Origin of the sequence: Winogradskyella alexanderae (assembly GCF_020166335.1) — a bacterium.
Taxonomy (GTDB): Bacteria; Bacteroidota; Bacteroidia; order Flavobacteriales; family Flavobacteriaceae; genus Winogradskyella; species Winogradskyella alexanderae.
Genome location: NZ_JAIUJR010000005.1, coordinates 85535 through 105115, shown reverse-complemented (window position 1 = coordinate 105115; position 19581 = coordinate 85535). Strand labels below are relative to the sequence as shown.

17 protein-coding genes are annotated in these 19581 nt (G+C 32.0%); 14 read left to right on the top strand and 3 right to left on the bottom strand.

Going from position 1 to position 19581, the window contains the following annotated elements:
- The first annotated feature begins 102 nt into the window (after positions 1-102).
- The 10 genes from LBU54_RS08860 (at position 103) to LBU54_RS08815 (ending at position 13491) form a co-directional block, all read left to right on the top strand.
- Entirely contained in the window at positions 103-504 is a 402-nt protein-coding gene (locus LBU54_RS08860) for a serine O-acetyltransferase (protein WP_224528448.1), read from the top strand.
- The gene (locus LBU54_RS08855) at positions 497-1441 is read left to right on the top strand and encodes an ATP-grasp fold amidoligase family protein (RefSeq protein ID WP_224528446.1); all 945 of its coding nucleotides are present in this window, start codon (positions 497-499) and stop codon (positions 1439-1441) included. The genes LBU54_RS08860 and LBU54_RS08855 overlap by 8 nt, the downstream gene beginning before the upstream one ends.
- Positions 1434-2519, top strand: coding sequence for a glycosyltransferase (locus LBU54_RS08850; RefSeq protein ID WP_224528444.1), 1086 nt, complete (start codon positions 1434-1436; stop codon positions 2517-2519). The genes LBU54_RS08855 and LBU54_RS08850 overlap by 8 nt, the downstream gene beginning before the upstream one ends.
- A 114-nt stretch (positions 2520-2633) precedes the next feature.
- Positions 2634-3785, top strand: a complete 1152-nt coding sequence (locus tag LBU54_RS08845) for a glycosyltransferase (protein WP_224528442.1) — start codon at positions 2634-2636, stop codon at positions 3783-3785.
- Positions 3786-3790: 5 nt separating this feature from the next.
- Complete coding sequence (gene asnB, locus LBU54_RS08840; protein WP_224528440.1) at positions 3791-5698, top strand: asparagine synthase (glutamine-hydrolyzing); 1908 nt, start codon at positions 3791-3793, stop codon at positions 5696-5698.
- A gap of 1 nt (position 5699) precedes the next feature.
- A complete protein-coding gene (locus LBU54_RS08835) occupies positions 5700-6833 on the top strand; it encodes a glycosyltransferase family 4 protein (RefSeq protein ID WP_224528437.1) in 1134 nt (377 codons plus the stop codon).
- A gap of 444 nt (positions 6834-7277) precedes the next feature.
- Positions 7278-8405, top strand: coding sequence for a DegT/DnrJ/EryC1/StrS family aminotransferase (locus tag LBU54_RS08830; RefSeq protein ID WP_224528434.1), 1128 nt, complete (start codon positions 7278-7280; stop codon positions 8403-8405).
- A complete protein-coding gene (locus tag LBU54_RS08825) occupies positions 8399-10303 on the top strand; it encodes a nucleoside-diphosphate sugar epimerase/dehydratase (protein ID WP_224528432.1) in 1905 nt (634 codons plus the stop codon). The genes LBU54_RS08830 and LBU54_RS08825 overlap by 7 nt, the downstream gene beginning before the upstream one ends.
- 15 nt (positions 10304-10318) lie before the next feature.
- The gene (locus LBU54_RS08820) at positions 10319-11104 is read left to right on the top strand and encodes a polysaccharide biosynthesis/export family protein (protein ID WP_224528429.1); all 786 of its coding nucleotides are present in this window, start codon (positions 10319-10321) and stop codon (positions 11102-11104) included.
- A 20-nt stretch (positions 11105-11124) separates the two neighbouring features.
- A complete protein-coding gene (locus LBU54_RS08815) occupies positions 11125-13491 on the top strand; it encodes a GumC family protein (RefSeq protein ID WP_224528428.1) in 2367 nt (788 codons plus the stop codon).
- A gap of 17 nt (positions 13492-13508) precedes the next feature.
- On the opposite strand, the gene LBU54_RS08810 is transcribed toward LBU54_RS08815, so the two are convergent.
- The gene (locus tag LBU54_RS08810) at positions 13509-14681 is read right to left on the bottom strand and encodes a proline dehydrogenase family protein (RefSeq protein ID WP_224528427.1); all 1173 of its coding nucleotides are present in this window, start codon (positions 14679-14681) and stop codon (positions 13509-13511) included.
- Between the two features lie 95 nt (positions 14682-14776).
- On the opposite strand from LBU54_RS08810, the gene aroB reads away from it, so the two are divergent.
- Positions 14777-15850 carry a 3-dehydroquinate synthase gene (gene aroB / locus LBU54_RS08805; RefSeq protein WP_224528426.1) on the top strand — a complete coding sequence of 358 codons (1074 nt, stop codon included), beginning with the start codon at positions 14777-14779 and terminating at the stop codon, positions 15848-15850.
- Positions 15851-15956: 106 nt separating this feature from the next.
- On the opposite strand, the gene LBU54_RS08800 is transcribed toward aroB, so the two are convergent.
- Together LBU54_RS08800 and LBU54_RS08795 are read right to left on the bottom strand one after the other, a co-directional pair.
- Positions 15957-16436 (bottom strand): Lrp/AsnC family transcriptional regulator, encoded by a 480-nt coding sequence (locus LBU54_RS08800; protein ID WP_224528425.1) that lies wholly within the window; start codon positions 16434-16436, stop codon positions 15957-15959.
- A 74-nt stretch (positions 16437-16510) separates the two neighbouring features.
- On the bottom strand, positions 16511-17656 hold the full coding sequence (locus LBU54_RS08795; protein ID WP_224528424.1) for a M14 family metallopeptidase: 1146 nt from the start codon (positions 17654-17656) through the stop codon (positions 16511-16513).
- A gap of 301 nt (positions 17657-17957) precedes the next feature.
- Between LBU54_RS08795 and LBU54_RS08790 the strand changes: the two genes are divergently transcribed.
- The 3 genes from LBU54_RS08790 to LBU54_RS08780 are packed head-to-tail and all read left to right on the top strand — an operon-like array spanning position 17958 to position 19544.
- On the top strand, positions 17958-18326 hold the full coding sequence (locus LBU54_RS08790) for a helix-turn-helix domain-containing protein (protein ID WP_224528703.1): 369 nt from the start codon (positions 17958-17960) through the stop codon (positions 18324-18326).
- A gap of 36 nt (positions 18327-18362) precedes the next feature.
- Positions 18363-18749 carry a hypothetical protein gene (locus LBU54_RS08785; protein ID WP_224528423.1) on the top strand — a complete coding sequence of 129 codons (387 nt, stop codon included), beginning with the start codon at positions 18363-18365 and terminating at the stop codon, positions 18747-18749.
- A gap of 3 nt (positions 18750-18752) precedes the next feature.
- On the top strand, positions 18753-19544 hold the full coding sequence (locus LBU54_RS08780; protein WP_224528422.1) for a TerC family protein: 792 nt from the start codon (positions 18753-18755) through the stop codon (positions 19542-19544).
- Positions 19545-19581 lie beyond the last annotated feature (37 nt).

Here is a 19581-nt window from a genome sequence, read left to right as displayed (position 1 = left end):
CACAAAATAATAAATATAATATCCCCTAATCCAATTTATACTTTTCAGAAGCGAATGCGAAAGCTCGAATATTATATTAATTGCCGTAATAACGGAATAATAATGAAACTTTACATAGCTTATCTCAGATATAGATATAAAAAAATTTCCATAAAATTAGGTTTTTCTATTCCAATTAATGTATTTGGGCCAGGATTATCAATTGTACATTACGGGACTATTGTAGTTAATAAATCAACCAAAGTTGGTGCCAATTGCAGAATGCATGCTTGTGTAAACATAGGTGCATCCGGTGGAGAAGCTGCAGCTCCACAATTGGGCAACAATGTTTATATAGCTCCAGGAGCTAAAATATTTGGTAAAATAAAAATACCTAATAATACGGCTATAGGTGCAAATGCAGTAGTAAATAAATCATTTGAAAAAGAAAATACAATTATCGCAGGAATACCCGCTAAGGTAATAGGAAGTGTAGACATAAAAAAATTAATTAGGCATGGTTAAAAAGAATAAAAAAACTATAAGAGGAAGAATCTCAGATTTATATCGAAAATCTGAATTTGGCTACAATTTACTGAGACCTTTTTATAAAATATATGAATTGTGTATTAGGGCTATACCTGACAAATTATTTATAGAATGGTATTTTAAAAGATATATGGGCTATTCTATTGATTTGAATAACCCTAAAACATTAAATGAAAAAATAACTTGGCTAAAACTTTATGATAGATCAGATCTACATACATTGGTAGCCGATAAATTCACCGTAAGATCTTATGTAGCCAAAAAAATTGGGGAAAAGTACTTAATTCCACTATTGTATCATACAAAAAATGCATCTGATTTAAAACCTGAAAATTTGCCTGATACCAGTTTTATTATTAAAAATAATCATGACAGTGGTGGTTACTTAATTGTTAAAGATAAATCATCTGTAGATTGGCCCAAGGTTCAAAAACAATTCAAACGTAATCTGAAAGAGAATTTTTACTATTCAACTAGAGAATGGCAGTACAAAAATATTGAGCCTAGAATAGTAGTAGAAGAACTTTTGTCGACTGAAAATGGTGAAATACCTAATGACTATAAGTGCCATTGTTTTAATGGAAAGTTAGCTTTTGTTCATGTCGACATTTCTCGTTTTGGGGACCGCAGACGAAACTTATATGATACCAATTGGAATTTAATTCCTTGTGTTTGGCAATATGAAAACGGTGAGTTGGAAAAGAAACCTGAATTATTTGATCAAATGAAAAGTCTAGCCGAAACCATAGCTAAGGATTTCATCTATGCAAGGATTGATTTTTATTTAGTCAAGGGACATATTTATTTTGGTGAGATTTCATTTCATCATCACTCAGGAACACAGAAATTCAAAACTCCTGAATGTGATCTCAAATTAGGACAACTATTAAAACTTGGTATTGAAAATGAATGAAAAAAAAATAAAAGTATACTTCGTTTTACCAACTTTATTTGCAGGGGGCGCGGAACGAGTAATCTCTTTTGTTTCTCAAAATCTAGATAAAACTAAGTTCGATAGTACTTTAGTTGTTATTGGTTTTGAAAAAGACAAAAAATATGATGTAGAAGGAATTAAGGTGTGCTATCTAAATAAAGACAGAGTAATGAGTGCAACTCTACCTCTAATTAAAATTTTCAGGAAAGAAAAACCTCTAGTTGTAATGAGTGCCATTTCACATCTAAACATTATGATGGGTTTAATTTCTATTTTATTTCCAAAAATCAAATTCATTGGAAGACACACAATCGTTAGTCAGGACACTATAAAAATAAAAGTTGAAAAGAAAACTTCAACAAAAAGAAGAGTTTTAAAATCTTTTGACTTTGCATACAAACTTCTTGATGTCATCTTATGCCAATCTAATGACATGTATAATGATGTGAAGGATAAATACGATATTCCAGAACAAAAGTTAAGAACTATCAACAACCCAATAACTGATAATTTTAAATTAAAATCAATACCAAACACTAAAAGCAAAACAATTAAATTTGTTACTGTAGCACGTTTGAAAAAATTGAAAGGGCACAAAAGGATTCTGGATTGCTTATCAAAGATAGATTACCCTTTTCAATATACCATAATAGGGTCTGGACCAGAAAAAGATAATATTTTCGTGCAAGCTAAAGAATTGGGTATAGAAGATAAGATAACCCATATACCCTACACTAATGAAGTTTCAAAATATCTGTCAGAAAACGATTTTTATCTCCAAGCTTCTTATGCAGAAGGTTTTCCTAATTGCCTCATAGAAAGTTGCTCTGTGGGAACACCTGCCATTGCATTTAAAGCACCAGGGGGGTTAAATGAGATTATTGAAGATGGTCTTAATGGTTTTTTGGTTGAGTCTGAAGAACAATTTATTGAGAAGTTAAATCATAAACAAGATTGGTTTCCAGAAAAAATTAGGGATTCTGTTTACAAAAAATTCAATAGGAATAAAATATTAAAAGAATATGAAAACCTGTTCATCGATGTAGTTAATAATTAAAACACTTTCCTTTTTAACACTAAAAACCTACAATTATCGAGAAAATAAGTCTAGTAGATTAATTGTTGTTATGTTTGGCAATAATATGCATAATATCAATAAGATATTTATTTTATGACCCCAAATCAGAAAAAAAATATTTCAATCCTAAGCATATCGCTGGCAAGTGGTGGAGCAGAAAAAGTCATCAGCTTACTTTTAAAAGAACTGAGACATGATTACAATGTTACTTTGGTGCTATTTCACAAGGTTTTGCACTTCCCTGTACCAGAAGGTGTAGAAATTTTTGCCATGAGCGATAAACATGCCGATAGACCTGTTTACAAGAAGTTTTTTGATTCTATAAATTATATTTTCAGATATTACCGGTTCATCAAAAAAAATAATATAGAAATATCTGTTTCATTTTTGGCATTTCCGAATTTAATCAATGGCATTGTGGCTAAATTCAATAAAAATGTAAAAACCATTATTAGTGAAAGAGGTTTCCCTTCGGATAATGTGACTAGCAAACTGTCCTTTTACATTTCTAAGATCTTCTACCCTATTTTATACAATAAATGTGATAAGCTGTTTTCAAATTCGGTCTACATTAATGATGATCTAAAAGATAATTTTGGTATTAAAATTCCTATGGAAGTTATCTATAACCCAATAGAATTACCAAGTAAAACAATAAATCCTGAAAGCCTGAATACTAATACGGATAAGTTAAAGCTTATAACAGCTGGAACCATCAACAAACGAAAAAATCAAATCATGGTTGTGAGAGCCATTAACGAATCTAAATTAGATTACGATTTTTCTATTCTTGGTGATGGTGATTTAAGAACTTATATAACCGAAGAAATAGCTAAGTTTAAGTTAGAAGACCAAATCACACTCAAAGGTAGGGTGAAGAAGGTAAATGAGTATCTTATAGATAATCAATGTTTTGTATTATCATCTTTTACAGAAGGTTTCCCTAATGCATTGATTGAGGCTATGGCTATTGGTTTACCGAGTGTGTCAACCAATTGTTTGTCTGGGCCGTTAGAATTATTAAATGATAATGAGCCTATTAACATAAAAAATGGTGAATTTTATATAGCTAAATATGGCTTACTCGTTAACAACGACGACCACATTGGATTAAGCAAAGCTTTAGATTACTATCATCAAAATCCAGCTGAAAGGGAGCGCTTTAGTCGCTTAAGTTTAGAACGTGCAAAAGCATACGAGCTAAAACATATTTACAGTCAATTCAACCAATTTATTAAAAGCTAAAATAAATGTGCGGCATTAACGGACTTATAGATAAAACTAAGATAAGTGAAGACAAAATGTCTTCTGTACTTAATGCTATGAACGGCCTTATCATTCATAGAGGACCTGACGAAGATGGTGTTTTTGCAGAGCAGAATGACAATTGTACTGTTGGAATGGCAATGCGTCGACTATCAATTATAGATTTATCTTCAGGGAAACAGCCTATTTTCTCTGATGATAAGCAGATTGTCATAGTATTTAATGGTGAAATTTATAACTACAAAACTATAAAATCTAGGTTAGTTTCTGAAGGGGTTACTTTTCATACCACTAGTGATACGGAAGTTATTTTAAAGGCCTACGAAAAATATGGTGTAGAATCCTTTCAGTGGCTAGATGGCATGTATGGTTTTAGTATATATGACAAAAAGATTAATAAACTATTTATAGCTAGGGATTTCTTTGGTGAAAAACCATTATACTACACACAAAATGACAATCAGTTTTTATGGGCTTCAGAATTGAAATCTATCATCAAAACTATTGACTATAAGCCAAACATCTCAAAAAAAGGATTGAATCTTTATTTTAGATTAACCTATATTCCTGCACCATATACTATTTATGAAGGGATTCACAAGCTGGAAGCCAATCACTATTTGGAGTATGATCTTAATACGTTTGAATACAATATTCATAAAATCAACCATGAACCTGCACCAAAAACAGCTGATATCTCTTTCGAAGATGCTAAAGCAAAAACAAGAGAATTGGTTTATAACAGTGTAGATAGCAGATCTGTAGCAGATGTAGGCTTAGGTACATTTTTATCAGGTGGTGTAGATTCGTCTATTGTGTCCCTCTGTTTATCACAAGCTACCGACAAAAGAATTGATACCTTTTCAATCGGTTTTAAAAAGGCATCCTATGACGAAACAGACAAATCCCGTGTGGTTGCAAAAATGTTGGGTAGCAACCATCACGAATTTATTATAGATGAAGATGATTTAAAGCACAATATCCATGAGATCCTGGTCAATTTTGATGAGCCGTTCTCCGACTCGGCAGCATTGCCAACACACTTACTTTCTGAAAAAACTAGAGAACATGTGACAGTAGCTTTAACAGGTGACGGTGGTGATGAAGTTTTTGGTGGCTATAATAAGTACTACGTAGGTAAAATGAACAGAAAGTACACCGATATCATACCAAAAAGTTTCCATAAAGTTATTTTAAAACTCAGCAAAAAGATACTAGTTGATAAAGATGATAAACGTGGAAAAAAGTTTCAAATCAATAAACTCTTAAATGCCATAAATTACGATGGTGAGTTTTATTGGGATATTATTTCACTTGCAAATACTAGACAACAATTGTCTGAGTTAATTCAACCAGATTATTTTGAAAGTGACTTATTTAAGGAATATAAGGAGGTACTTAAAAATGATAAAATCGAAACGCTTACTGATTTTAGACTTGTGGATAAAATTCTGAGCTTGGAGGGTGGTATGCTGGCTAAAGTAGACCGAACAAGTATGCTCACTAGCTTAGAATGTAGAGCGCCATTTCTTAATAAGGACATTTGGGAATTTACAAACACCCTGCCCGAAAGCTATTTGATAAATGGCTGGAATAAAAAATTCATTTTAAAAGAAGCCTTTAAAGATAAGTTCCCCGAAGATTTTCTTGATAAAAGTAAAAGCGGATTTGGGTCACCAACTGGTGACTGGTTAAGACAGAGTTTGCGATCCGAACTTGAATCTTACATAGATACTAAAATGCTTAAAGAACAAGGTATATTTAATATAGAAGCTGTTTCTAAAATTGTGAAAGATCATTTATCTAGTAAAAAGGACAGTACATTTAGGGTATGGTCTTACTATTGTTTTCAAAAATGGTATAAGTATAATTACTTAAATTCAGAAGTGTAAAATGGAAAAGAAACGGATATTAATAGTTGCTTCTTTGTCTCAATCACTTATTAATTTTAGAGGTGATTTTATAAAAAGTCTTATATCCGCAAATTATGAGGTTTACGCACTTGCTCCAGGTCACCCTGATAAAATTAAAAATAAATTAATAGAACTTGGAGCAATACCAATTGAGTTTAGCTTGAATAGAACTGGATTAAATCCATTGAAGGATTTGAAGACAATAAGTGAATTGAAGTCAATAATGCACAGTTATGATATAGACTTGGTATTCCCATATACAGTAAAGCCTGTTATTTATAGTTCAATTGCGGCAAATCAAATTCGAATCCCAGTGATTTCCCTAATTACTGGTTTAGGATTTACCTTCACAGGATTAACACTTAAGGCCAGGATATTACAAAGATTAAACGAAACTCTTTATAAAATTTCAATAAGAAAAAATCGAGTTGTAGTATTTCAAAATAAAGATGATTATCAATTATTCTTAGATAGAAAAATTCTTAATAAAAATAATAAGGTGGCCTTTGTTAGTGGCTCTGGTGTTAATCTAAATCAATTTAAATACAGAACAAATAAAATTGAATCTAATAAAGTCAGTTTTTTGCTAGTTTCAAGATTGATTAAAGAAAAAGGTATCGCATTGTTTTTAAATGCTGCTAAAACTCTCAAAGAAAAATATCCAGACTCTGAATATCATGTTATAGGAGGAACAGATAATTCACCATCCTCAATAAAAGAAGAAGAACTAAAGGCTTTGGATAAGGCAGGTATAATTGTATATCATGGGAAGCAGACCAATATCCCAGAGCATTTGTACAAAAGAGACGTTTTCGTTTTGCCTACATATTATAGAGAAGGCGTTCCTAGATCAATCCTAGAAGCCTTATCCGTGGGATTACCAATAATAACGACAAATACACCAGGTTGCAAAGAAACCGTAAAAAAAGGTTATAACGGTATTTTAATAGAACCACAAAATCAGAAATCCTTAAACGATGCTATGGAGTTCTTCTTAAAAAACAAGCATCTAATTGAAGAAATGGGAATAAATAGCAGAAAATATGCCCAAGAACGATTTGATGTTAAAATTATTAATAAAGAACTAATAAATTTAATTTCTCAAGAAATTTAAATCTTAAAATGGAACTTTATTCAATTTACATAAAGCGATTTTAAGAATTTTTATTGTGCTATCTACGATTATTTTAGAAATTCTCTTCTTCTACCAAAATCGAGCAAATGAAAAACATTCACGACACCATATATGTTTAATAGAAAGGATGTTAATACTAATGACGTGTAACAAATTCTAATTTTTTAAACTCAACATTTCATAAAATATTCCTCACATTTTTATTTGTCAAATAAATCCCTTAACTAAATTGAATTTAATCTGTTATTGCTGTCTGATTCAATGATATATCGTTTAAAACAAACATTTTATCGTATTATTCATTTATTGTTTTACTGTTTAAACTATTTGAACTTATATTAGCATTATATGGCTATTAATTTAATTAGGTCCCAAACACCTTTAATTTGTAATTTTTCAAGTTTATAGCTGAAAAAATAACCTATGAATAACAAAATATGGTTGTCTTCGCCTCATATGAGCGGCAAAGAGCAATTCTACATTAAAGAGGCCTTTGATTCAAATTGGGTTGCACCACTCGGCCCTAATGTAAATGGTTTTGAACAAGATCTCCAGCAATATCTCGGAGATGATGTTTTTGTTGCAGCCTTAGCCTCAGGAACTGCGGCTTTACACCTTGGTTTAATTTTATTGGGTGTCGAAAAGGACGATGAAGTCCTATGTCAAAGCAAAACATTTTCAGCCTCGGCAAATCCTATTGTATACTTAGGAGCGAAACCAGTTTTTGTAGATAGTGAAGATAAAACTTGGAATATTTGTCCAGAACGGCTGGAAATAGCAATAAAAGATAGAATATCGAATGGAACTAAACCTAAAGCAATTATTGCGGTCCATCTATATGGCATGCCTTACCAGGTTGAAGAAATTAGAAGAATAGCTGATAATTACGAAATACCAATTTTGGAAGATAGTGCTGAATCACTTGGTAGCGAGTATAAAGGACGTAAATGTGGTACATTTGGAGATATTTCCATTCTCTCATTTAATGGAAATAAAATTATTACAACCTCAGGAGGTGGTGCATTAGCGGTACGAGATCAAAAGATTAAAGACAAAGCCGTTTTTCTTTCTACGCAGGCTAGAGATGCGGCTCCACATTACGAGCATAGCCATATAGGTTATAATTACAGAATGTCAAATATAGTGGCTGGAATTGGCCGAGGCCAAATGACTATTCTTGATTCTCATGTAAAAAAAAGAAGAGAAAATTATCAATTCTATCGTGATACTTTCAAGAATATATATGAAATAAGCTTCTTAAATGAACCAGAGGATATGTATTCAAATAGATGGTTAACCACTATATCATTACCTTCTTATAAAATTAGGGAAGAACTGAGAGAATTTTTACTTGAAGACAATATAGAATCTAGACCCCTATGGAAACCAATGCATTTACAACCAATCTTTAAAGATTGTTCAAAATACTTAAATGGTATTTCTGAGGATTTGTTCAATAAAGGTCTATGTTTACCAAGTGGCTCTAACTTAACTGAAAACGAACTAAATAGAGTAGTTTCTGGCATAAAATCGTACTTTGCAATATGCTGATTAATTTTTTAAATAAAATATCACAAAAATATGCTTCTAAGTGGCTAGTACTACTTTTTGATGTAGTCGTAGTCATTTTTTCCTTTTTCATTGCCTATTTAATAAAGTTTAACTTCAAACTTGACTTCAGTATGATGACGCTACTGGAGCAAATTCCTTATGTAGTAATAGCCGCAATCATTAGTTTTATTTCTGTTGGTTCTTACAAAGGGGTAGTTAGATTTACAGGATTCAAGGATATTGTAAATATTATAATTGGAGCTAATATTCTTGCAACATTATTAATATTTACAACATTCTTAAGCAGAAAAATCAGTGTTATAGATAGTATATTTAATATTTCGGGTTCGATAATATATATCCATTTATTATTGAATATCCTGTTTTTAATTGGAGCCAAACTCCTAATAAAGTCAGGCTATAATTACATTAAAAAAGATTTAAACTCAACAACAAGTGTTTTGATTTTCGGAGCTGGAAGCTCTGGTATGCTAACCTATGACGCCATAGTTAATGACTCAAAGAATTCACTTGAAGTAGTCGGTTTTATTGATGATGATGAAAGGAAAGTTGGTAAAAAGATAAATTTAATTAAAGTCTACGATTTAGCCTCGATTGATTCTGACTTCATTGAAAAGAATAACATTGAAGATGTCATTATTTCAATTCAAAACATTGATCCCGCTCGACTACTCCAAATTACTGGCGACTTATTTGAATTAGGGTTGAAAGTAAAAATTGTCCCTCCGGTTCAGAGTTGGATAGACGGTGATCTAAGTGTTGGCCAAATAAAAGAGGTTAAAATTGAAGATCTTCTTGGGAGAGATCCTATAAATATTAAGAATCCTGATTTAGAAGAGCAATATGATAATAAAGTTATTTTAATTACAGGTGCAGCAGGTTCAATTGGCAGTGAAATATGCAGAAAGGTAAGTCTCTATCATTATAAAAAATTAATCTTGGTTGATAACGCAGAATCCGCATTGTACGATATACAACAAGAGTTTAAACAAGAAGGATTAGAAAATATTGAAACAATTGTTGCCGATGTAAGAAATAAAACTAGAATTGATCAAATCTTTTATCAATATAAACCAAAAGTGGTTTTTCATGCTGCAGCTTATAAACATGTGCCATTAATGGAAAATAATCCCTATGAAGCAGTGAGTGTGAATATTGGTGGCACGAAAAATGTTGCTGATGTCTCAGTAAAGCATAGTGTGGATAAATTTGTATTAATTTCAACTGATAAAGCAGTAAACCCAACCAATGTTATGGGTGCAACAAAAAGAATAGCAGAGCTCTATGTAACATGTCTTAAGGGTAAAGGCCATACAAGATTTATTACAACCAGATTTGGAAATGTCCTCGGGTCAAATGGATCTGTAATACCGCTTTTTAAGAAACAGATTGAGAAAGGAGGTCCCCTGACAGTGACCCATAAAGAAATTACTAGGTACTTCATGACCATACCTGAAGCTTGTCAATTAGTCCTCGAGGCTGCAGCAATGGGCAATGGAGGTGAGATTTTTGTCTTTGATATGGGAGAACCCATTAAAATTTTTAATTTGGCAACTAATATGATAGTGCTTTCTGGCTTGAGGTATCCTGAGGATATTGATATTAAAATTACAGGTTTAAGGCCAGGAGAAAAAATATATGAAGAACTCCTTGCAGATGGCGAGAATACCAAAAAGACCTATCATGAAAAAATAATGATTGCAAAATCGAGACATGTCGATATCGAAAAAGTAGGTAACAAAATTAATGAATTAACAAATATTAATTCTCTATCTCAGCCACTTGAAATTGTGGCACTTATCAAATCATTAATACCAGAATACATTTCTAACAATTCGACATTTGAGGTTTTAGACGACAAAAATGCTATTAATTAATCAATTAAAATTAACATGAAAAATCGCTTTTATTTATTAATACTGCTATCGCTTTTTATAGTATCATCTTGTGCTTCAAGAAAGAACCTGGTGTATTTTCAAGATGAGCCCATAGAAGCAGGACTTTTGGTCTCTGAACCCGAACAACTTATATATAAACCTGATGACATTTTAACCATTAATGTATCAGCTTTAGACCCAGATACTGTTAGGCCCTTTAATTTACCTGTAATCGCGAATAATACCAATACGGGTCTAAATGCACAAGCGCAATTACAGGTTCAGTCGTATTTAGTAGACTATGAAGGCAACATTCAATTCCCAGTTCTTGGTACACTTAAAGTTGAAGGATTAACAAGAACTGAGCTAACCTCCTTATTAACAGAAAGAATAAGCACTTATGCCAATGATCCAATTGTCAATATTAGACTCGCAAATTTTACTATTACTATTATTGGAGAAGTTTCAAATCCTGGTACGTTCACCATCCAAGATGAACGAATTACGCTTTTGGAAGCTTTGGGTATGGCTAATGATTTAACGATTTATGGATCTAGAAAAAATGTATTGATTATTAGAGAGGTTGACGGTAAAAAGAAATTTGCCCAAGTTGATTTAACTTCCATAAAGACTGTTAATTCACCTGTGTATTACTTGCAACAGAATGATGTTATCTATGTTGAACCAAATAGAGCTAGGATTAGATCATCCACATATAATCAAAACAATAATGTATTACTTTCTGCTATAGGAACACTTACAACAATTGTTGCAATCTTTTTAGCAAATTCTTCTAATTAATAAAATCACCTGACATAAGAATGGCATCAAATTCAAATAATAGCGATATACGTCAGTTAATCGAATCCTACTTAAACGAATGGAAACTAATTTTACTTTGTTTAATAGTAGCAGTAAGTTTAGCCTACACATATTTGCGTTATGCAAATAATGAATACAAAGCAACAGCAACTATTAAAATTCAGGAGGAAAATGAGTCAAAAAAACTACCTAGTATTGGAGAAATTACAAATAATGGCTTTTTTTCTCAAGGAGCAGATAAGATTAAAGATGAAATAGAAATAATTAAATCACGTACCATAATTGAGAATGTTGTAAAAAACCTAAATCTTAACATCGTATGCTTTGCTGAAGGAAAAATAAAAGAACTTGAAATATATCGAAATCCACCTTTAAAATTAAGTTTTTTTGAAAGTGATTCAATTATAAGTAGAAAGAAAGGCGATTTATACTTAAAAGTAAAATCATCATCTGAATTTCTTTTATTTGAAAATGAGGACAAATCCCTGATGTCTGAGAGAGATGAAAGTAAAGGCAAGTTGCATGCATTTGGAGAAAAAATTGAAAGTATTATCGGTGATGTTACAATCACACCTAATACAGGAAAAAACGCACCAATTGTGGGAGGCAGTTATAAACTTTCTTTGATTCCAGTTAGTTCTATAGTAAGTTCCTATCAAAGAAAAATTAATGTTACTACAGATAAAGGTTCAAGTATTATTAAATTAGAATTAAATGATTCTAATTCGTTTAAGGCAATGGATATTTTGGATGAGCTTATTAAGGAGTACAATAAAGATGTATTAGCTGATAAAGAAGCTGTGGTTAGGATAACATCGGAATTTATAAACAATAGGCTTGAAAAAGTCTCAGAGGAATTAGGCGAAGTGGAAACAAAAGCGGAGTTGGTTCAAAAACAAAATAGTTTAGTTGCATTGAATTCTCAGGCCGACATTAATCTACAAAGTAAAAAACAGATTGAAAATCAAATTGCAAATACAGCAACTAATATTCAAATGATTACGTATCTACAAGAGGAGATTAGTGATGATAGCAAGATAAGTGATATGTTACCTGCAAACGTCGGCATAGGTGATGCGAATACCGCATTGATTATTAAAAGCCATAATGACCTCGTTGGCGAGCGAGATAGAATATTAAAAAATTCAACTGAAAAAAATCCAGTTGTTGTGCAGCTTAACAACCAAATACAAGCCTTAAAAGAAAATCTAGAAAATTCTTTGGCTAGCATAAAAAAAACATCTGAGCTAACACTTGAAAATTTGAACAGTGAGAGCGAAAGAATTAGTGGTCAATTATATGTGGCACCTTCAAAGGCAAGGCAACTTAGAGGAATTAATAGACAACAAAGCATAAAAGAATCACTCTATTTGTACCTGCTTGAGAAGAGGGAAGAATCCGCAATTACATTAGGTATGTACACGTCAAGTGCCAAATTGATAGACTCAGCTCATTCTTCGCATAAGCCAGTAGCACCAAATAGAATGATGATATATCTAGCATCTTTTTTGTTTGGCCTTGGAATTCCTGTAGGTTTCTTGTACATAAAAGACATTATTGACAATAAGATATACAGCAAGGATGAATTAACGAACCTCCTTAATATTCCTTATATAGGTGATATTCCCAAATCTAGCAAAAAAGAAAAATTAATCAAAAAAGTTGACTATTCACCTAAAGCAGAGGCATTCAGAATTGTAAGGTCAAATATTGACTTCATACTAAAAAACATAGACAATAGAGCGAAAAAATTGTTTGTCACTTCAACAAAAGCCCAAGAGGGAAAGTCCCATACGAGTACAAATTTAGCCAGTTCTATTTCTTTCTCTAAACATAAGGTTCTATTAATTGAAGGTGATATTAGAGTACCAAAAATTTTAAAGTATTTGGAAGTTGAGAAAAGTCATGGGAAAGGTCTTTCGGATTACATTGCAGATAAAACCTTAAAGCTTGAAGATGTAATTGTTCATCATCCATCAAATGAATATTTAGATATTCTACCTTCCGGTACAATACCACCAAATCCCTCCGAACTCCTTATGAGTAAAAGGTTTAACGAAATAATTACCTATGCAGAGAAAAATTACAATTATGTTATTGTTGATACATCAGCAGTTGGTTTAGTCAGTGATACATTGCTTATTTCAGATTTAGCAGATTTGTTTATATATGTTGTTAGTGCCGACAATGTGGATAAAAGACAACTTGTCCATGTAGCGCAACCACTTTATGATGAAAAAAGATTACCGAATCTAACCTTATTACTTAATGGCGTTAAAAAAGGCAAAAAGGGCTATGGTTACGGATATGGCTATGGCAGTTCACCAAACAAAAAGAAAAAGTGGTACAATTTTTTTAGAGCCTAATGAATTCTCAAGGCAATTTATAGTTTCCTCCGATTCTTTTCCTTTTTTAACAACTCCAATTCTCTGTTGGTCTGTCCAGCAACGGAAGTGTTTTCCTCTGCTCTTCTTATAAGATAAGGCATTACATCTTTAACTGGTCCAAAAGGAATATATTTGGCAACATTGTATCCTTTAGAAGCAAGGTTAAAACTAATGTGATCGCTCATTCCATATAATTGACCAAACCACACATTATTATCGTTTTTATCTATGTCATATTGCTCCATTAATTCCATCGCCAAATAACTACTATATTCATTATGGGTGCCTATGAAAACAGAGATATCATTTAGATTTTTTAGAATATAACTAAGGGTGTCATTAAAATTGTCGTCGGTTGCTTTTTTATTATCACATATGGGTGATTTATAACCATATTGTTCTGCTCTATTACGCTCTTTTTCCATATAAGCACCACGAACAATTTTCATTCCCAACTTAAATCCACTCGCTTTTGCTCTTTTATGTAATTCCTTTAAATAATCTAATCTATCCCATCGATATAACTGCAATGTATTATAAACAATTACTTTATCTGTGTTATATGTTCGCATCAAATCTTCAACCAAGGTATCGGCTGCTTCCTGCATCCAGCTTTCTTCAGCGTCTATTAAGACTTCAACATCCTTTTCTTTGGCCAATTTACAAACTGCATCAAATCTGTCAACCACCCTACTCCATTCTTGTTGTTCCTCATCTGTAAATGGTTTGCCTTCAGATTTTTTTTGATATAAATAAAACCTTCCAAATCCTGTTGGTTTAAAAACAACGATTGGCATTGCCTCGCGCTCATCACAAAATCTAACTATCTTTAAGATTTTTTCAACAGCATTATCAAATTGCATCTCTGTTTCTTTACCTTCAACAGAGTAATCCAAAACAGAACTCACACTTTTTGAGTGTAACTTTTCAATAACAGGTAAACAATCTTCTTCATTGACACCACCACAAAAGTGATCAAAAACAGTAGACCTAATTAAACCCTCAACAGGTAAATTTGCCTTTAAGGCGAAGTTAGTAGCTGCCGTACCAATGCGAACCAAAGGTTGGGAAGAAATCATCTTAAACAAAAAGTAAGCACGTTCTAGCTCTGAATCAGACTTCAAAGCAAACGCCGTTTCGGTATTTTCAAATAAAGTATTATCTATCATGACTCGTCAGATTGTTATTACAAATATATTTATAATACTGCTTTTTTTTTATAAAATCTGAGTATTTTAACCACCATAATTGACAAATTAATAAGATGGAATCAATTACGACCAAAAATGCTATTGTTCACTTCAATATGAATGTCTATTCTGAATTAAATAAGCATATAAAATTGTCAAACCCTTCAAGTATTTTTATTCTAGTTGACACTAATACACACGATTATTGTTTACCTAGATTTTTGTCTAATTTAGAATCTGATGATATTTTAGTTGAGGTTATGGAAATGCCTGAAGGTGAGGACCACAAAACGATAGATATTTGCACTGGCGTTTGGGAAGCTCTTTCAGAATATGGTGCCGATAGAAAAAGTTTATTGATAAACTTAGGTGGTGGTGTTGTTACCGATTTAGGTGGATTTGTAGCTAGCACCTACATGCGTGGGCTAGATTACATCAATGTTCCAACATCGTTATTGGGAATGGTAGATGCATCGGTTGGCGGGAAAACAGGTGTAGATTTAGGGCCTCTCAAAAATCAAATTGGAGTTATCAGTGAAGGCAGTATGGTTTTAATTGATCCTGCCTTTTTGGAGACCTTGCCACAAAACCACATGGTTTCTGGTTATGCCGAGATGATAAAGCATGGTCTGATTGCCGATAAAGGATATTGGCATATGCTTACCAATCTAGAAAAACTGGATGTTACAGTGTTAGATAAACTGATTTATGATTCTGTTATTATAAAGAACAATGTTGTAATGAAAGACCCACATGAAAAAGGGCTACGAAAAATTTTAAACTTTGGACATACCTTAGGGCATGCAATAGAAAGTTGTTTTCTCCAAAATGCTGACAAAGAGCTTTTATTGCATGGTGAAGCAATTGCAATTGGAATGATTTTAGAAGCCTATTTATCAGTAAAGTTCTGCAATTTAACTAAAGATGAATTAACGGAAATTTCCGATGGTGTATTAAAATCGTTCTCAAAAATTGAAATCAACTCTCAAGACCGAGAGATCATACTAAAACTACTCAAACACGATAAAAAGAATAGTCACGGAAAAATTAATTTTGTCTTATTAGATTCAATTGGTAAACCCAAACTGGATTGTGAAGTTGACAATAACTCAATCAATGAGGCATTCAATTATTACGAAAAGTTATAGTTGTTTAACCTTTGAATTGTTTACTTTAAAATGCACTATAATTAACTTAAACAAAAAACCCTCAATGTCAATTACACCGAGGGTCATTTTTATTTTGAATTACTGTTCAAAGTTCATTAAAGATAGTATGCATTAAACGTTTTTTATCATTTATACTTTCTTCTAGGGATATCATTGTTTCAGTTCTATAAACACCATCAATATCATCTAACATAAAAATAATTTCTTTTGCATGCATTGTATTTTTTGCCCTTATTTTGCAAAATATATTGAACTTCCCAGTGGTTATATGTGCTACGGTAACGTATGGTATGCTTTCAATACGCTCCAAAACAAACTTAGTCTGAGACGTATTTTGTAAAAACACCCCTACATAAGCAATGAATGAATAACCAAGCTTTTTGTAGTCTAAAGTCAATGAAGATCCTTGGATAATACCTGCCTCCTCCATTTTTTTAACTCTTACATGAACTGTTCCTGCAGAAATCAATAATTTTTTTGCGATATCTGTAAACGGGATTCGTGTATTGTCAATTAACATATCCAGGATTTGGTGGTCTATTTCATCTAATTTAAACTTTGCCATAATTGAATAATCTTTAAACTAAATGCAAAAATAGTTTATTTTTATTGACAATTACGCATTAATATTGAATTTCTTTATGGTTTTAGTGCTATTTTCTCATTTTTTATTAGTACGAAATCGATTTCGTTTCCAACTTCAAGTGGCAAATTATTTCCCGTTTTCAAAATATTTCCTTTAGCATTAATTTCTCTGTGTCCATACTGTCTGTCCAATTTCGAAATGGACTTAATGATTGGAATAAATATAATCTGCCCATTAAAAAGTCTTTCTTCAAATTGAATTCCCATATCCAAATTCTCTTCCTCAACCCTTTCAAAATTGAAATTCCTTATAATAACATCAAAAAACGTTTTCTTATTTTCTGGAATTTTAAAATAAGTCTTATAATCCCTGTTGAATTTTTCTCCAATTATTTGATATAAACCTTCAATTAAAGCTGCGAAAACAATTTTTCGAATTTCTTCTCGTTCATAATCCGCTTGAATATGGCCAGCTTCAAAGAGTATAGTAGGCACACCAAGACTTTGGAAGGTGTCACCAACACAATTAAGATTAAAACTATCATCGTATCTGCCTATCTGATTTGGTATTATAGCCTGAAGTACATTATTTATACCTATAATAATTGACATTGCTATGTTTCTATTAGAACTAATAGATCTGTCTTTATCTTGAGAAGGGGAAAGAAAAGACATTGAAGCAGGCTTATTCGCGTTACCAGCACCAAAAATCGTGCGCTGACCATGTAAGTTGAAACAAAAATGAGGTTTTAAATTTTCAAACACTTTTCTTAGGACTCGGCTTTCGGGTTGTGACAAATCTTGAGCATCCCTATTAAGATCAACCAAATTCTTGTTCAATCTTGTATACCTTTCTGCGCCGTCTGGATTGAGAATTGGAATAAAAAATAAAGTACATGTTTCCTTTATTTTAATAGACTCATCAAGATCAGACTCTAAAAAATTGAAAGTGTCAAATAGCGCTTTGGTCGTCGTAGATTCATTACCGTGCATTTGTGACCACATTAATACACGCTTAGCGCCTGAACCATATTTAACTAAATATATTGGTTGTTTCTCAACTGAAAAACCAATTGTCGAGATTTCTGCCTTGCTAAATTTTTTCAAACATTTTTCAATGCTCTTATTAGTAATATATCTACCCTGAAGAGAAGATTCTTTTACTCTATCAAATAGATTTAAATACTTTTTGATTTTCATCCAATTAACTTAAACTGAACAAAAATAATCTTTTAATAATTTACATTTGTATACAACAAAAACTAAAATTCGCTACAATTACACACATTGAATACAATTTTAAGTTAACAATAAAATCGGCACTTGAGAATATTGCAATACCTGTAATATTTATATCTTAATATTTTTAATATCAGTATTTTATGTCTTTTATTTAAAGTGTAATATTAAGTATATAATTATCTTTTTATTGTTAATTTAAAATAATTAAGCATTTATGTTTACATTTGTATACGCAATTATCATTATTTTATTGTTTACAATGATAAACACTATAGAATTCACTAAACGGCTACAAAAAGTAATCGACTATTACGATGAATCTGCTTCAAGTTTTGCAGAGAAAATAGGTGTGCAACGCTCAAGTATTTCCCATATTCTATCCGGAAGAAATAAACCAAGTTTAGACTTTGTTATGAAAATACTTCATACCTACCCTAATGTAGAATTGTATTGGTTGCTTAATGGTAAAGGCGATTTTCCAAAAAAAGAAATGTCGCCCATTTCAAATGTAGATATGAACCAATATAATGTTCATAATAATACCGAAACAACTTCTTACACTGAAGATGAAATCGAGAAAATCATAGTACTTTACAAAAATGGCACATTCAAGAGTTATTTGCCATAATCTTAATTGCTCTATTCGTATTTTTGTAAATAAATTATGAAACGAATTCTTTTTTTGACTTTGCTGCTTTTGATGTTTAGTTGTTATGAGATTGAGAGGGACTGCAAGAGTTTTAGGACTGGTAAGTATGAATTTAAATACACTATTGATGGCGTTGAAAAAACAGGTCAATTTATCAGAACCGATTCCCTAAATATTGACTATTATGAAGGACTGATAGATACATCTTCAGTTAGGTGGATTAATGATTGTGAATTTGTCTTAAAGAAGCTAAACCCCAAAACCAATGCTGAAAAAGATGCCATCCATATGAAGATTCTATCTACAACTGATAGTTCTTATGCTTTTGAATATAAATTGGCAGTTAAAAAGCCTAATCGTCCTGTAAATGTTGAAAAGGGAGTAGCATATATAGTTGAATAACCAATGATTGATTTCCTTATATCCTATGATGCCTTTATGGCATTAATAACGCTGACCTTTCTCGAGATTATACTTGGAATTGACAACATTGTTTTTATATCGATTGCCGCCAACAAGTTACCCAAAGGACAGAGAGCTAAGGCCACCAATATCGGTTTACTGTTAGCAATGGTACAGCGAATTATTCTGCTGTTTTTCGTTTCTTTTTTAATAGGATTGAGTGAGCCCTTTTACACACTTGAGAATGAATGGTTAAAAATTGCTTTAAGCTGGCAGGCTATAATTCTCTTTTCAGGTGGACTATTTCTAATCTATAAAAGTACCTCTGAAATAAGAGAAAAGGTGGAAGTCCCTACTCATGACGAAAAAGGAGTGCGATCTAAGGTAATTGAAACCCTTTCACAAGCACTTACTCAAATTTTAATTATTGATTTTATTTTCTCTGTAGATTCTATTCTAACCGCAGTAGGAATGACTAATGGTTTACACCCTAATCATACCTACACATTGATTCTTATGGTTGTTGCAGTAGTGATATCAATTATTGTGATGATTGGTTTTGCTAATCCGATAAGAAAATTTATAGACAATCATCCAAGTATGCAAATACTAGGCCTAGCTTTTTTAATCTTAATAGGTTTTATGCTAATTACAGAGGCAGCACACTTATCTCATACCGAATTCTTCGGGAAAACTGTGGGCGCCATCCCTAAAGGTTATCTTTACTTTGCTATCGCGTTTTCTTTATTTGTTGAGTTTCTTAATTACCGTACAAAAAAGCACACTGCCAATTAACGAGTAAAATGGTATTGTCAGGCCATAGAACCCCTTT